The following is a 15,250-nucleotide window of genomic DNA, read 5'->3' as shown; positions in this document are numbered from 1 at the left end:
TGGCCATACGATGCCCTTCATCGGAGAGGGGGTCGAGAAGACGATTCAGGCATCAATTCAAGTTTGGACAGCCTCAGGGAGAACATGGCCAATCGGGGCAGCGGCAGACCTTTCCGCAAGCCGGAATCTGCATGGCGGATCAGGCAGAAGACCGGCTTGGGCTGGCAGTGGCGCAACGGCGGGCCAGGATGCAGACGCGACCAGCGTGAGCAGCAGGGTGCGCCCGGCCATGCTGGCGGAAGCGGTGCTCTTGGCAGCGGCCTTGGCCGCACTGGCGCTGGGGCTCTTTGTTTTGCCTGATCGAGACGGCGCCAGGTCCGGAAGAGCCGTGACCGATGCGGGCAGCGGACCGTCGTCCAGCGTCCTGCAGGAGACCGATGCCGGTTGACGGCCACGAACTCCAGGCTGAAGGGGCCCACCTTGAGCTTGTCGCGGCCCTTGACCTCCACCTCCCTGGGCTTAAGATGATGCTCCTCGCACTTGGCATCAACAAACCCCAGAGTCAGCTTCGAGCCGATCAAAGGAATATCCGGACGCAGCCTCAGCAGATAAGGCACCCCGCCGATATGATCCTCATGCCCATGAGTCAGCACCAGAGCATCCACCCGATCCAGCTTATCCTTGATATAGCTGAAGTCAGGCAGAATCAGATCCACGCCCGGCTGCTCCTCCTCCGGAAACAGCACGCCGCAGTCAATCAGCAGAATATGACCGTTATACTCGATCACATTCATATTGCGGCCAATCTCACCCAGACCCCCCAGCGGGACAATACGCATGGAACCCTTACGATACTTCGGAGGAGCCACCAGACGCTGCTCAGCCTGAGTACCCTTACCACAGGCGATAGCGACGCTGCTTTCAGGAGTAATTCAGATCAGTCCGGCAGCCTTCATGCCCTTTCGGGCAAGAGCCACCTGATCCTCATCGGGACCCAGATTGGGCAGCCTCATGGCGGTCTGGTCCAATCTGCCGACCGCCTTCAGAGCAGCCTTGGCCATGACAGCCTGCTGACCCTGGCCATTGAGAGCCTGGACCAGCGGGTCCAGACGTGCAGCCAAATCCCTTGCGCCATCCAGGTCGCCGGCATCGAATTCATCGGCCAGGCGCTTCATAGGTCCGGAGGCTACATGGGCGATAACCGATATGACGCCGACAGCACCCAAGGCCAGGAAGGGCATATAGAGGCTGTCGTCGCCTGAATACCAGGTCAGGCCGGTCTCCTGGCGCTTGCGAGGCATGGAGGCCAGGTCGCCTGTGGCATCCTTGACGGCTGTTATTCCGTCCAGCTCGGCCAGCCTCCGGTAGGTATCCAGTTCCACGTGCAGTCCGGTCCGTCCAGGCACATCGTAGAGAATGATCGGCCGCTGAGCCGACTGGCAGACCGAACGGAAGTGGGCCACTACCCCATCCTGGGAGGGCCGCGAATAGTAGGGCATGACCACCAGCAGAGCATCGGCCCCCGCCTCCTGGGTCATCTCCACCATGCGTACCGTGTGCGCCGTGTCATTGGAGCCTGCACCCGAAATGACCGGCACGTCGACGGCATCTTTGACGGCCCTGACCAGATTGGCCTTTTCCTCCATGTGGGTGACGGGAGACTCGCCTGTCGTGCCGTTGACCAGGATGCCGTCGGCCCCATCAGCCACCAAGGTGCGGGCCAGATCGGCGGCTGCCCCGTAATTCACGGATCCGTCTTTATTCATAGGCGTGATCATGGCGGGGATCACCCGTCCAAACGGGGCAGGGGGAAGCAGATGGGCACCAGTCTCAGTCATATCTTCACGCTCCTTCCATATGGGGACGATCCTGCGGATATCAGAACAAGTAGCGGTCCAGGCCGACGCTCAGGCCGGGGATGCTACCGGCTCGGCGTACAGCCAGGAGGACTCCAGGCATGAATGAGACACGTTCGAAGCTGTCCGCGCGGATGGTCAGCTGCTCACCAGGGTTGCCCATGAGAATCTCCTCATGAGCATTGAGCCCGCGCAGGCGGACGGCATGGACATGAACACCGTCAACCACCCGGCCCCGGGAAGGATCAGGCTGTTGGGTCGCGTCGGGCATGGGGCCCATGCCAGCCTGACGGCGAGCCTTGGCAATAGCGGAAGCAGTACCCAGAGCCGTGCCGGAGGGGGCGTCAACCTTGTCGGGATGATGCAGCTCAACCACCTCGGCCGACTCGAAGTAGCGGGCAGCCATAGCTGCGAACCGGTCGGCCAGCACTGCGGAGATGGCGAAGTTGGGAGCGATGAAGACGCTGACTCCGGGATGCTCAGCAAGGGCCTGCCTGACCTGGTCCAGACGCTCCTTGGTCCAGCCAGTGGTGCCGATGACGGTGTGGACCCCCTGCCCTATCAGGGTCAAGGTGTTGCCCAGGACGGCATCGGGTCTGGTGAAGTCGACCGCCACATCCGTATTGCTCGGATTGATGGCAGCCGGATCATCATCCGGCCCCAGCAGCAGAGCCGTCTGCATATCCGGCGCGTCCTTCAGAGCACGCACCACCTCGGTTCCCATGCGACCGCCTGCGCCCAGCACCGATACGCGGATCATCGGCTGCCTCCTTCTTGGCTGTTCATTTCACTGCGTATTTTCGCCCTTTTCCACGACCATACCCCTTCTGCGGCTCCTGGCCCAGCCCAGCAGGGCCAGAGGGACAGCGCAGCAGGTGACCACCGCCGGGATGGTCATGCCGCCGTGAGGCCCGAACTGATCCAAGGCGACTCCGGCCAGGGTGGATCCCAGGGAGGTGCCGATGGATCCGCCGGTGGACAGCCAGGAGAGCCCCTCGGTCAGGGCACGGGCATCCACGTTCTCGCGCACAATCAGGTTGCCGGTAGCAAAGATCGGGGAGACGCACAGGCCGGTCAGCACCTCGGCCAGGCCCAGCAGGACCAAGCTGTCCATGACCAGGCGGAAGACCACGTAGCCCAGGGTCAGCAGCACCAGGAAGGTCGTCAGATAGCGCCAGCGGGATCCTTTGAGCCTGACCGAGCCGAAGATCAGCGCCCCGCACAGGGAGCCCAAGGCGAACAGGGCCAGCTGCAGGCCCACAGCACCCTCGCGGCCCATGGACTTGGTCAGGGCGGTCACCGAGACGTCAACAGCCGAAAAGCTCATGTTGAAGATGACGAAAATCACGACCAGCAGGAGGATGCCCGGGTAGACCAGAGCCGAGCGAGAGCCCCGGAGGCCGTCGGTTTCGCTTGGCAGAACGGTTCCGTGGGCATCCACCGGGGAATGATCCGCTGCCGACTGGTCAACGGCCTCCATGCGAACGACGGCCGGAGGCTCGGTGGAACGCATGGCAAAGAAGGCCAGTCCGCCGACCAGCAGAGCCAGGGCGGGCAGGTAGAGCTGGGAGACCGGGCTGACCGAGGTGGCCAGGTAGGCGGAGAGGATGGGTCCCAGGATGAAGACGCACTCGTCCAGTCCCGACTCCAGGGCGTAGGCCGTGTTGAGCAGATTGGTCTTGTCATCGCGCAGCACCCAGGCCCAGCGGGTGCGCACCAGTGCTCCGAAGGCGAACTGGGTCAGACCCATCAGGGCCGCCAAGACGAAAAGCACTCCCAGGGGAACCCGGCGCATGGCCCCTATGGCGAACCCCAGAATGGCCAGAGCCTGCACGATCAGGGCGGTCACCCCAACCCGGCGCTGGCCGAACCGGTCGAACAGACGGGCGTAGAAGGGGGTGACCAGGGCCGCGCAGAGCGTGTAGACGGCACTCATCAGACCGGCCGAGGTCCAGTTGTCATAGATGTTGTTCAAGGCCAGCACAATGCCCAGACCCATCATGCCCAGGGGCAGGCGGGCCAGAACGGCCGAAAGGCAGAAACCAGCGGCGCCCGGGTAGGTGAACAGGCGCAGGAAGGGGGATTTAGCGGCCGCCATGATCACCGTCCTTGCCCAGCTGGTCGCTCACACGGCCGCCGTAGATAAAGATGTCGTCAATCCCCTCGAAGAACTGCGGGTCGTCGGAGGGATCGCGCCCGGCGAAGGCAGCATGGTCCCGCCCCTTGAGCTCGGCCAGCCGCTCCATGCCCTGATGGTCGTAGAAGCCCACGTCGCAGGAGGAGTCCGTATGCAGGTAGAAGCGCTCAATGCCTGCCTGGTCCAGATGCTCCAGGGTGTCCCGCCATAGGGCGCCGCCCACGCCGCGCCCCCGGGCGCGGCTGGAGACCAGGAAGAGCCTCAGTTCAGCCTGGGGCGGGACGGCCAGACCGCACTGCTTCTCCAGCTTGACCTCGGTCAGCTGCCACTGGCGGGCCCGGTCCAGGGTCTGAGCGCCCAGCGGTGTGGCAGACAACTGCTGGTCCACCTGCTCAAGCTCCTCTTCGGCCTGGGGGAAGCACAGTTCGCCACGCCCCTCGGCCAGCAGGGTTACCCCCAGAAAGTCCTGCCCATCGACAGCTATCCGGGCCCTGGTGGCACCCACCAGGTAATGCAGGATGAAGTGGGCTGCGCTCAGCCGGGACACAGTCCCCTCGGGATCCTCCTGCACCTTCCAGGTGGCGTCAAAAGTCCCCACCAGGTCGGGCATATCCGCCCAGATCATGGGTCTGATCTGCACGCTCCCCCTCCTGCGGGAGGCATGGTCACGATTACTCGACGTTGTCATCTGTCTCATTGCTCCATTCGGGCGTACCGGCCCTACGACGGTCCGTGGCCGTCTGCCGATCGCCTGCTGTTCATGATTGCTGATGCGCGGCACCCATCGCCCTTATCTGGCGGGGTCTGCCGCAGACTCAGTCCTCGTCCGACTGCTCGGGTATGCCCTCGGCCAGGGATGCGAGAATTTCTTCTTCGGTCCTGGCACGGGCCCTGACGAGTCGATCCTGGGGCCGGTCTTCGCTTACATAATAAAGGCAGGCGTCGATGGTCGACAGGCCGATACCCTGCAAGCGTGACAGAAGCAGACGGTAGAAGTCCAGCTGGACCAGACGGCGGTTGGTCGACTCCTCTCCGTGCGGCCGGGATCCGGTCTTCCAGTCCACGATGGTGTAGCTGATATCCAGGCGATCCGGGTCAAGCCCCCCTGCGAAGACCGCGTCCAGCTTGCCCTTGACGATGGAGCCTGCCAGCACCGCCACGATCGGCCGTTCCACCCAGACGGGGGTGCGCTGTGCCCAGTCAGAATCAGCCAGCCGCTGCTCCCAGGTCAGCAGACGGGCCTGCACAGGATCGGCCTTGAAATCCAGGGATTCCCGCTCCCGATCAAGCCCGTACAGCATGCGCGCCCGCTCAGCCATGGCCCCAGGCCCCAACGGACCATCGAGCATATTCGGCGCTTCCGCCTGATCGGGCAGGTCCACCAGTCCTTCAGGTGCAGAGATTTCAGGCAGGATGAAGCGCCTGGCCCATTCGTGGAAGCGGGTGCCTGCCTCGGCCTGTGGGGTAGCCACCTGGGGCATGGGTCTGACCAGCCCCTGCCAGTAATCCCTCTCCATCTTGGGATCGCCCTCTGCCGAGCCGGCCTGGATGGCGGTGACGCTGCGGGCCCCGTGCCCCAGGATCCGACGGCCAGTGCTCCGCAATAGGTCCAGGTCCGTGAGCAGCTGATCGCCAGCGGCCCCCAAGCGACCCGTGCTGACCTGCAGGACGCGGACCGCATTGGCGTAGAGCCCGTCATCGCCCTCCTCAGGAATTGCGGGATTGCCCGTATCCCCGGCGCGCACCCAGGTAGCCGAACGGTCCAAGGCTTCACGGGTCCGCGCACTCAGAATCGGAGGCCAGAGCACCTGGTCACGCTCGCCGTCTCGGGCAGCGACCTGATCCACCTCTTCCAGGGCCCGGTCGACGATGGACTTGCGGTAGGACTGGGCCTGCTCACCGACAAAGAGCCCCAGGGGCGGCGTCGGCACGCCCTCCTGCGCGTCCTCTGAATGCTCCAGCTTGACAGCATCGGGCTCTTCCTGGAAGAGCTCCACCAGTTCGGTCCAGAAGTTGGAGGCCTTATCCGGGTCCGGAGCTGGCGTGTTCAAGGCCGCAGACTCCGCCTGAGCGTCCTGGCTGAAGGTCAGTAGCAGGTCATGCCGGGCCCTGGTCGAAGCCACATAGATCAGCCGCCGCTCGTCGTCCAGCAGCCGCCGTCCATACTGTTCGCGCTGAGAGGGGGCAATGGCATCGGCCCGGATCGGGTCGGCCTGGTCGTCCAGCCCACTCTCCCGAGACAGGCCCATGGCCTCCTCCTCCAGGCCAGCCAGGTCCATCCGGCCCAACAGGTCCTCAGGGTCAGCTCCCAGGGGGGCGTTGTGAGGAAAGCGTGGCAGAATCATGGCATCAGCCCGCACCGGCACCGGCACGGACTGGGGATCGACCAGCCAGGTGCGGGCCGTGCAGTTGTAGCGGTAGACCGGGCCGTCCGGAGATTGGACCACCGGCTGGTCCAAGGCGGGCTTGACGGTGAGCCGATCGCCCTGGCTGCTGGGAAAGGCTCCCCGTTTGAGCCCGACCACCGCCACGGCATCCCACTCCAGACCCTTGGCCTGGTGGACGGTCATCAGGGTCACGTCGGCCTGTCGTTCGTCTCCGTCAGTGGGCAGTTCGGGACTCTGATCCAGGGAGGACAGCCAGGAGACGAACCCGCGCAGACTGGGCCCTAGGCCCTGGGGCAGCTCGGACAGGTAGACATCCACCTGGTCCAGCAGGGCCTGGATGCCCGCCTTGGCCTGGCTGGGCTCCAGAGGTCGTTCAGGATTGGCCAGAGCACGGGCCAGCACCAGGTCCACGTCCAGGTCCAGGGCACGGATGGCCGCGATGACCACCTGGCGCAGGGGGGCCGAGGATTCAGCCTGGACCTGGCAGATGACCCGGGCGGCCTCGGCGGCCAGGATCCGTCCCCTGGCGGACAGACCTGAGCTCTTCAAGAGCTCTGGCAGGTCATCGCGCAAAAGCAGATCCACCAGGAAGACGTCGTTGGGGACCTGGTCACGGTAACGGCGCAAATCCTCGCGACGACGACGCGGATCGGGGTCGGACTCAACCAGGCCGGCACGGACAAGAGCCCGGTACTGGCTGTCCTCATTGACCCCTGCCGCCAGGGAGGCCAGAGCGCTCAGGTCGGCCGCGTCCATGCCGAACCGGGCCGAGGCCAGCAGACGCATCAGGGAATCACTGTCGGTATGGTCGCAGATCAGGGAGAGCAGAGCCCGCAGATCCATGACCTCGGGCCGGTCGAAGAGGGAGGAGTACCCGACGACCTGACAGCTCAGCCCTGCAGCCTCGAGAGCCTGGCGGTACCTGGGAAGGGCTGCCTTGGAACGGAAGAGAACAGCTACATGCGGCGCATCGCCCTGATCGCCATAGAGCTCGCGGGCCCTGAGGGCGAACCTGACCACGCCGTCGATCTCCTGGCCGCCGGTGCTGTAGCCCAAGAGGCCAACGGTGCCCGGGTCGGCGTCCTCACGTGGACGGAGCCTGGCCACGTCCACCTCGCGCAGTTCCGCTTCAGACCGGCTCTCCTGGCCCCGATGGCGCAAGGGGACAGTCAGCTGGTTGGCGGCCTTGAGCACCCAGCTGGAGTTGCGGAAGGTGCGCGACAGCGTCAGCGGGTCCTGATCCTGCGAGCGCCCAAAGGCGGTTACGCCAGACAGGGAACCGCTGTCGGAGGCAGGTCGGTCGGCCAGCATGCCGAACTGGGCCTGGAAGGTGCGGAAGGCTCCGGGGCTGGCTCCACGCCAGGCATAGATGGACTGGAAGGGGTCGCCCACGGCGGTCACGGCCGACCTGCCAGGAGCCTGATCCGCACTCCCCTGGTTCTCTCTAAGGCGCTGCGGATGGAAGATGGCCGCCAGGAGCAGGGCCTGGGTAGTGGAGGTGTCCTGGTATTCGTCCAGAAAGACGTGGCTGTAGCGGCGTCGCAGCTGGGCACTGATGGAGGGGAAACGGTCGACCAGCTGGAAGGCAGCCAGGGTAAAGTCGCCGAACTCGGCCATATTGGCCTGGCGCTTGGCCCGCTGGTAGTCCTGAACCAGAGCCAGCAGCTTCTCGCGCGTCAGAGCGGCCCGTCGCATGGCATCCACCCGGTAGAGGCGAATGCTCTGCCGTTTATCTTGGAAGGCCTTGATTTTGCCCTGGAAGTGCTCGTCGGTCTCCTTCTTGCTGCGCTTGGGCGGCGTCTCGCTGACTCTGGGCTCGGCATTCGGCACGGGCTGGTCGCCGATCAGCTGGTCGGCTCGATCCACAAAGGCGCGGTCCCAGGCACGAATGCGCTCCACAGCCTGGTCGAAATCCGGGCACTCGCTGCTGATCATGGAGGTGGTCACCGCCCCGGTCAGCCCCAGAACCCGGTTGACGGTGGTCGAGAAGGTTGAGGAGCCCAGATCGTCGGATTGGCCATCCTGTGCTGAGGCACCGGCAGGAAAGATCAGATCCAGATGGTCAGCGACCACCTGTGAGGCCAGCTGGTAGGCCCCTGCCGAACTCAGCGGACGGGTGTCCTGGTCCATGCCCACCAGCAGACCGTACTGGCGCACGATGGACTGGAAGAAGGCGTCATAGGTGGACACGGTCGGCTTGAGGAAGCTGCGTTCAGGGTCCACGGCCGAGGCGCCTCTGCCCTGGTCGCGTCGGATGACCGCCGCCCCCACCCTGGACTGGAGTTCGGATGCGGCCTTGCGGGTGAAGGTCAATCCCAGAATCTGCTCGGAGGGCACCCCCCGGCGGATCAGGGCGATGATCCGGCTGGTCATGGTCATGGTCTTGCCCGAGCCGGCGCCGGCCACCACCAGAAGATCCTCGTTGACATCCGCATCGACGATGGCGGACTGTTCGGCAGTCTGCTTCATTCCTGATCCTCCAGTAGATTGGGCGCCACCAGCTGCCATGCCTGACATGCCTGCCCATTGCCGGCCCGATGGCAACGGGCAGGGTCGAAGACCGCATCATCTCGGCCAGCCGTCAGCTTGACCCCGGCAGCGAAGAAGATCCTGGCTATCATGGTCAGCCCCCATACAGCCTGGGAGGAGTTCCGCGCGGCTCGGATCATGGCCCACAGGTCCGCATCCACCCCAGGCGGAACCTGTTCGGACAGATCGGCGGGCTCGGCCTTGGACTCGAGCGGGGAGGGCATGCCGGTTCTGGGCTGAGCGATAGTGACCAGCCTGTCTCGCTCGAACAGCGGCGGCTGGTAGGCCATCTCCTCCCGGCGCAGTCCCGTTTGAGCATCCTTGGGCGGGAACTGCAGCTGCAGGAGCAGAGACTGGCTCAGCTTCATTCCCTCGGTCCTGTCCAGATCAGGGGCCTGGGGCAGGCTCCAGGCCGCACCCGCCTCCGGGCTGCTGCCAGGCGTGGGCGGGCAGGCCAGTCCCAGCTGATAGCAGATCAGCTGCAGATCGTTGAAGAGCTGCCCCTGGGTATAGGGGACTCTGCCGGTCTTGTAGTCCACCAGTCGCAGACGGATGCCCTCGGGCAGGGACCTGACCTCCAGACGGTCGATGCGGCCGGTCAGTCTGACCGTCGTCGCGGCATCCAGGGCTGCGGGAAAGCCGTCGACCAGGCCGGACATCAGGGCGAAGAGCCCCTCGGCATCAAGAGGTCTGTCCGGGAAGGTGACCCGCCAAAGAGGAACCAGGTTCTCCACGGACAGGCTGACGTCAAAGGAGCGTTCGCTCTGCACGCCTAGCAGATCGCCGACCGGGACCGGGTTCTTGCCTTCCAGGCCGTATTCGGACGTCGCGGAGCGGACGAAATAAGAGGCCAGGCTGTCCAGAATGGATTCCACCCGGCTGCTGCGGCCGCGCTGGTCATAGAGCTCGTCAGGGTCCCGCAGGCGCTGTTCCTGGGGAGCCAGCTGCTGATAAATGTCCAGGAGCGCATCTCGCACCTGCTGCTGGCGAACATCCGGGTTGCCCTCGCTAGGACGGTCCAGACCCTGGGCTGTGCCCTCGCTGGCCACCTTGTGGATCAGCGAGCCGAACTCAGTGGGCACCCTGGAAGGAGAGGGTCCGGAGAACTGATCTGCTAGAGCCCACTCCAGGGGACAGTTCCAGATGGCATCAACAGCCGACGGCGAGAGTAGGACCACCTGGCGGTCGGACCGGTGCTCATGGCGCTGGTCACGCTCGTGTGTTCGAACTGCCTGGGTGGCTTGATTGACGGAAGCATGTGCTGAACGAGGGGCACGGTCTCTTTCAGTGATCGATGCGACACCTGTGGCAGCGGCCACGGCCCTTGATCCGGCGTCCTGTTCAAGCGAAACCACGTCATCCGGGTCTTGCTCAACTGCGGAGTGCTCATCTGGGGCATGCTCATTCGAGGCCGGCTCAGCGGCACCCTCATGATCATGGTCATAGAAGAATGGCCAATGTCGGGGATCAGCCGAATCCTGGCCCTGTTCCGCCAGCAGCCGCAGGGTTTGCACAGCATCGTCCACTCGCTCACGGTCGATCCGATCCTCCGGAAGCAGCGCTTGGATAGCCAGGATAGAACGGGCAGCCGCCGTCAGGCCTCTGGCAGACGCTTCCAGTCCCCCGTAGCGCTCACTGTCGCCTGAGCCAGCGCCAACCATGCTGAACTCGGCCTGGCTCATGTCGGCGGTGCGCGGATAGCGTTCAGGCAGATAGCCGTAGAGAAAGTCCGAAGGAACCAGATCGTCGTTCCAGACCGCGCTGATACGCACCTGAGTCCGGGCCCGGGTCAGCGCCTCCAGAAAACCCTTCTTCTCAGCGTAGAGAATGGAACGCAGGGCAGGATCATGGCTGAGCGTATCCGCCAGGGGGTCGTCGATGCGATCATGCAGGACCAGGTCAGCCAGCTCCTCGGCTCCGAACATGGTGTCGCGGGGAATCAGATTCGGCCAGACCCCGTCCTGGACGGCGGGCAGCCAGACCAGGGGCCAGTCGGCGGCAAGGGCGGCAGCGCCGGCAGGTGTGGTCAGGGTGACGGCATGCTCAATGGGCCCAATCCGCGCCAGGGAGTCGGCCTCGATCTGCATGGTGCGCACCTGGTCCATGAAGGCATCGACCGTGGGGAAACGACGGGATCCAGCCGCGTACTGGAAAAGCCGCATGAGCGCGTCCAGGCGGTCGTTGGCCTCCTCGCCCTCCTGGGTGGCCATCAGGGCCCGCCGCTGCCAGTCGTCAGCCAGATCCAGACTTCGCCAGGCCTCCCAGAGCACATATTGGGGCTGACGGTCCTCCAGGTCGCCGATGCGGGTGGCCGTCAGACGCAGGACTTGCAGGGCCTTGTCCAGGACCAGTACGTCAGGATCCTCCTTGCGCCCTCCGGCGATAGCGGTCATCACTTCCAGAATGATCCCCGAGGATCGGCCATCCGGGTCCAGAACCAGCAGGGTCTCCAGGGCCTGAACCGACAGGATGGCCGGGCGTGGAGCATGCCGGTCGCCCAGATCCACCGGCTGGTCGGGGGCCGACGCATTGGAGAAGGAGCCTGATTTGCCTCCCTGCTCAGAGGAGTCGTGCTTGGCCAAGAGGGAATCGTCGACGCTGATGCCGGATGAACGGTCCCGCTGAACCCGCCGCTGGTCCAGGTCCTCGACCCAGGTCTGCCAGACCTGCTGCAGGAGCGGCAGATCGTCCAAGGAGCCCGATGAGTCCGTCTCGCTCCCCTGCTGTGCGGACAGGGGTATCGGCATGCAAGGTCCCTGCGATTGCCGTAGCTCTCTCCCCTGCTGTGCGGACAGGGGGACCAATGCGGCCATGGTCTCCATGATGGACTCCAAACGCTCCATCCTGACAGGGCGCTCTGCACGAGCGGCAGTGGCGGGAACCCGAAAAAGGGGGCTGGCCATCAGGGTGCGCAGGCGCGAACGGATCCAGGCAGCCACCTGGGCAGGATCGTCCGGGTCGCTTCCGGCGACGGGGTCCAGTACCGATTGGGCCAGTTCGACCAGGGCGAAGAGACCCTGGATGGCAGGCTCCTGGCTGAGCGGACGAGTCACTGAGGAAAAGCGCACCGGCACGCCCTGAACGCGCAGCTTGCGACCCAGGGTGCGCAGGGTCGCATTGTCGTGGGCGATGACGGCCATGTCGTTCCAGTCGTGCTTGTCGGTCAGGAACTCATGCTTGATCTGCCAGACCAGATCATCATCCTCCTGGTCAGGGGTGTGGAAGAGCCTGGTCTGCACGCTGCCGTCACGGATCAGACTGCCGCCAGCAGCCAGGGATGCCACCGGCCCGGCGCCGGGCCAGGCGGGCAGCTTGCCGGGTCTGTCAGGCAGGGGGGTGTCGTCCTCCTCAACCCCGGCGATGCCCAGACTGACCCTCGCAGCCACCAGATCGGCATAGGAGCCGGGAGCTGCTGGATCTGAACCCTGACTGTCTCCGGTCTGGTCTGCGGACGCTTCCGTCACCACCATCCTCCGAGGTTTCAGGGTCACGGTGGCGGCTCCCAGGCAGGCAAAGTCCTGGGCCAGAAGAGGGGCGGCGGCACCTGACATGGGCTTGGACAGGGCCGTCAGACGATTGGCCAGAAATTCCGGGTAGGAGCCGCGGAAGGACTGGACCGACTGGTCGGGATTGCCTACCAGAAGGAGTCGGCAGCCAGCCTGGTTCAAACCCTGCAGCAGTCCCATACCGGCCAGGGTGATGTCCTGCCAGTCATCCACGACCAGCAGGTCGGGCAGATCCTCACCAGCCAGGCCGTCCAGGCTGCGGGAGGCTTCAGCCATAAGCATGGAGGGATCCAGGCGGAATTCGTCCGGGTAGCTCTTGGTGATGCTCTGACGGTATTCATCCTCCAGGGCGAAGGCCAGCCGCCACTGCAGACCCAGCCGGTCGCGGCGGTCGGGATCCATGGGCTGGACGGCCAAGGCGTCCAGAAGCTGATCCCGATCTCCGCTGTCCAGGCCTAATTCCGTCATGCGGGCGAACATATCCCGTAGCTGGGCGATGAATCTGTCAGCAACCCCTACGACCCGTCCCTGACCATCGCCGACCAGGACGGCCGACCAGCCTGCCCCGTTGCGGAAATATCGCTCCAGAAGCCGACAGACCGGGCAGTCGTCACCCGCCTGCACATGCTCCAGATGGACGGTCATGACCTGCCGAAGCAGGGCATCCTCCTCAGCGCCGTTGAGCAGTCGGGGCAGAAGCGGATCATGCCCGCCCTGGGATAGCCGGGACCGCGTCAGCAGACGGAAAGCCAGGGCCTGCAAGGTGCCCACAGGTCGAGTTCGGTCGGACCTGCCCCGCTCCATAATGACCCTGTGGCTGACCTGATCGGCCGCAGTCCGACCTGATACAGCCATGCTCGCACCATCGCCGAACCTTTCCATACCGATCAGCAGGGCACGGGTGGCCAGACTGGTCTTGCCGCTGCGGGGGGAACCAGCCACCACCAGGGCCCTGGTGGGCCGACCCTCCTTGTTCCGGAGCCGATCGCCGATAAGGTCGCGCACCTGTTCCATGGCCTCTTGCGGATCCACCGGCGACTGCTTGCTCATAGCTTCAAGAATAAGGTCCGGCATGGTCCATCTACAGGCCTCGAAGACCACTGGTCCGGTAGTGTCGGCAGGAAGCTGAAAAGGAGGTCTGATCGGGAACGGCGTGCTGTTATCGTGGATAGCAGTTCTCAGACAGAGTCCTCAGGAGGTGTCTCTTGCAGCAGAATGGTTCCCAGGCCCAGCGCCCGGGTGCGGCTCCAGTCATGGACCAGGCGCCGGCGCTGCCCGGGCTTCGGCTCCTGCGGCCCCTGGACCTGGGAGGCACCGCCGCCGTCTATCTGTACGAACAGGAGGGGCTCAACCGACCAGTGGCAGTCAAGGTGGCCATCCAAAGCAACATGGACCGAAAGACTCATCAGCTCTTTCTGCGAGAGGCCAAAACCCTGGCCAAGCTCTCTACCCACCCCTGCATCCTGAGCATCCACCAGGCCCTGGTCAGCGATGACGGACGGGATTGCCTGGTGCTCGAATACGCTCCGGGCGGCAGCTGCAAGTCCATCATGCTCAGCGGGGGCATGGACCAGGAAGGCGTGCTGGATCTAGGGGTGCGCATGGCTTCGGCTCTCTGCTGCGCCCATGAACGGGGAATCCTGCACCGGGACGTCAAACCCAGCAACTTTCTGATCACCGACCAGGGCCTGCCCGTCCTGGCCGACTTCGGCATCTCGTCGAGCATCTATGAAGGCGAACAGACCGGCGGGCTTTCCATACCCTGGGCGGCGCCAGAGGTCCTGGCAAATCGCTCGGGAGGATCGGAGGCCAGCGACATCTACTCCCTAGGCGCCTCGCTCTTCGGCATGTTGGCTGGCCGCTCTCCCTACGAGTACGCCTACCAGGCCCGGAATGAAAGTCACCTGGCCCAGCTGATCATGACAGCGGAAACTCCTGTTCTGCACATGGGCGAGACCTCTCCTGTCTTGGCTGCGGTTCTGAAGAAGGCCATGGCTCATGACCGGGACGACCGCTACTATTCGGCGCTGGAGTTCGGCCGCGCGCTTCAGGATGTCCAGGAGCAGCTCTATGGCCATGCAACGCCGTTCATCGGCGAGGGAATCGACCCCTATCCGAAGACGGATGCACGTCCGCATACCAAGGTCGGAGCCATTGCGGGCCGGCCGGGAAGGAAGGAATCCAACCCCCTCTGGACCGAGGCAGGGGCCAGATCCGAATCACGTCAGCAACCAGCTAGGGGAACGATCGCTGACCATGAACATAGCCGGGCCAGGCGGTTTTCCGGCGGGGGTCGCCGTGTGATTCTTCCGGCTCTGATTCTCGCTGCCGTCCTGGCCCTAGTCCTGGTCTGGGCCCTGGTTGTCGGCCTGCCTAATGGTGCCAAACAAGGCTCACAGCCGACTACAGGCTCCTCCCAGACGCACTCCCAACAGGCGCAGTCACCAGACCCGACGAATTCGAGCGACTCCCAAGAGCTACAGGAGGGCCCAGTTCCCTCGCCCACACAGGGTCAGGGCCGCTACCAGGGCACCACGGCAGTTTTCACCTGGACCAATCCCGACCCCAAGCCAGGAGACACCTATGTTTGGCGTCCCTTGGACCAGGACGGCACCGGAGGCCATGGCCAAAGCGTTCAGACCCGACAGCCGACCGCCCGCATCGACGATCCACAGGGGGGTCAGACCTGCATTAGCGTAACTCTGGTGCGTGCCGACCAGAGCATGTCACAGGACCCGACCATCATCTGTGCAGCTCAATGAGCTACGGTTGTTGTAGTCCGCATTCGACCACCCCGATTTTCACAGACTGCCAAGACCTTGGAAATCAGCTAAAATCGGTCGTCAGAGAGGGGCATTGACGGCGGTCGGGGACCCAACGGAGAGGCAAAGGCAT

At 64.5% G+C, this 15,250-nt stretch carries 7 protein-coding genes and 1 pseudogene; 1 reads left to right on the top strand and 7 read right to left on the bottom strand.

The features are described 5' to 3' along the window. Positions 1 to 338: 338 nt before the first annotated feature. The 7 genes and pseudogenes from DKK75_RS08345 to DKK75_RS01795 form a co-directional block, all read right to left on the bottom strand. A pseudogene (locus DKK75_RS08345) lies at positions 339 to 872 on the bottom strand (MBL fold metallo-hydrolase); the annotation flags it as partial. Continuing rightward, on the bottom strand, positions 873 to 1,778 hold the full coding sequence (dapA, locus tag DKK75_RS01820; protein ID WP_110451744.1) for a 4-hydroxy-tetrahydrodipicolinate synthase: 906 nt from the start codon (positions 1,776 to 1,778) through the stop codon (positions 873 to 875). A 40-nt stretch (positions 1,779 to 1,818) separates the two neighbouring features. Then, positions 1,819 to 2,556 (bottom strand): 4-hydroxy-tetrahydrodipicolinate reductase, encoded by a 738-nt coding sequence (dapB, locus tag DKK75_RS01815; protein WP_110451743.1) that lies wholly within the window; start codon positions 2,554 to 2,556, stop codon positions 1,819 to 1,821. A 27-nt stretch (positions 2,557 to 2,583) separates the two neighbouring features. After that, entirely contained in the window at positions 2,584 to 3,894 is a 1,311-nt protein-coding gene (locus DKK75_RS01810) for an MFS transporter (RefSeq protein ID WP_110451742.1), read from the bottom strand. Continuing rightward, positions 3,881 to 4,621: a GNAT family N-acetyltransferase gene (locus tag DKK75_RS01805; RefSeq protein WP_181414400.1), complete on the bottom strand. Its 741-nt coding sequence runs from the start codon at positions 4,619 to 4,621 to the stop codon at positions 3,881 to 3,883. The genes DKK75_RS01810 and DKK75_RS01805 overlap by 14 nt, the downstream gene beginning before the upstream one ends. A gap of 127 nt (positions 4,622 to 4,748) precedes the next feature. Beyond that, complete coding sequence (locus tag DKK75_RS01800; protein WP_181414399.1) at positions 4,749 to 8,789, bottom strand: ATP-dependent DNA helicase; 4,041 nt, start codon at positions 8,787 to 8,789, stop codon at positions 4,749 to 4,751. Continuing rightward, on the bottom strand, positions 8,786 to 13,405 hold the full coding sequence (locus DKK75_RS01795) for a PD-(D/E)XK nuclease family protein (RefSeq protein ID WP_181414398.1): 4,620 nt from the start codon (positions 13,403 to 13,405) through the stop codon (positions 8,786 to 8,788). The genes DKK75_RS01800 and DKK75_RS01795 overlap by 4 nt, the downstream gene beginning before the upstream one ends. Before the next feature lie 155 nt (positions 13,406 to 13,560). On the opposite strand from DKK75_RS01795, the gene DKK75_RS01790 reads away from it, so the two are divergent. Continuing rightward, entirely contained in the window at positions 13,561 to 15,117 is a 1,557-nt protein-coding gene (locus DKK75_RS01790; RefSeq protein ID WP_110451738.1) for a serine/threonine protein kinase, read from the top strand. Positions 15,118 to 15,250: the final 133 nt, after the last annotated feature.

The organism is Bifidobacterium asteroides (genome assembly GCF_003202695.1).
Lineage (GTDB): Bacteria > Actinomycetota > Actinomycetes > Actinomycetales > Bifidobacteriaceae > Bombiscardovia > Bombiscardovia asteroides_G.
The sequence above is the reverse complement of the archived record's forward strand: the minus strand, read 5'-3'. Positions and strand labels throughout refer to the sequence as shown.

What these genes read in the sequence shown, in the direction of transcription:
- dapA (WP_110451744.1), bottom strand. Translation starts at nt 1,778, where the DNA reads ATGACTGAGACTGGTGCCCATCTGCTTCCCCCTGCCCCGTTTGGACGG.
- dapB (WP_110451743.1), bottom strand. Translation starts at nt 2,556, where the DNA reads ATGATCCGCGTATCGGTGCTGGGCGCAGGCGGTCGCATGGGAACCGAG.
- DKK75_RS01810 (WP_110451742.1), bottom strand. Translation starts at nt 3,894, where the DNA reads ATGGCGGCCGCTAAATCCCCCTTCCTGCGCCTGTTCACCTACCCGGGC.
- DKK75_RS01805 (WP_181414400.1), bottom strand. Translation starts at nt 4,621, where the DNA reads ATGACAACGTCGAGTAATCGTGACCATGCCTCCCGCAGGAGGGGGAGC.
- DKK75_RS01800 (WP_181414399.1), bottom strand. Translation starts at nt 8,789, where the DNA reads ATGAAGCAGACTGCCGAACAGTCCGCCATCGTCGATGCGGATGTCAAC.
- DKK75_RS01795 (WP_181414398.1), bottom strand. Translation starts at nt 13,405, where the DNA reads ATGAGCAAGCAGTCGCCGGTGGATCCGCAAGAGGCCATGGAACAGGTG.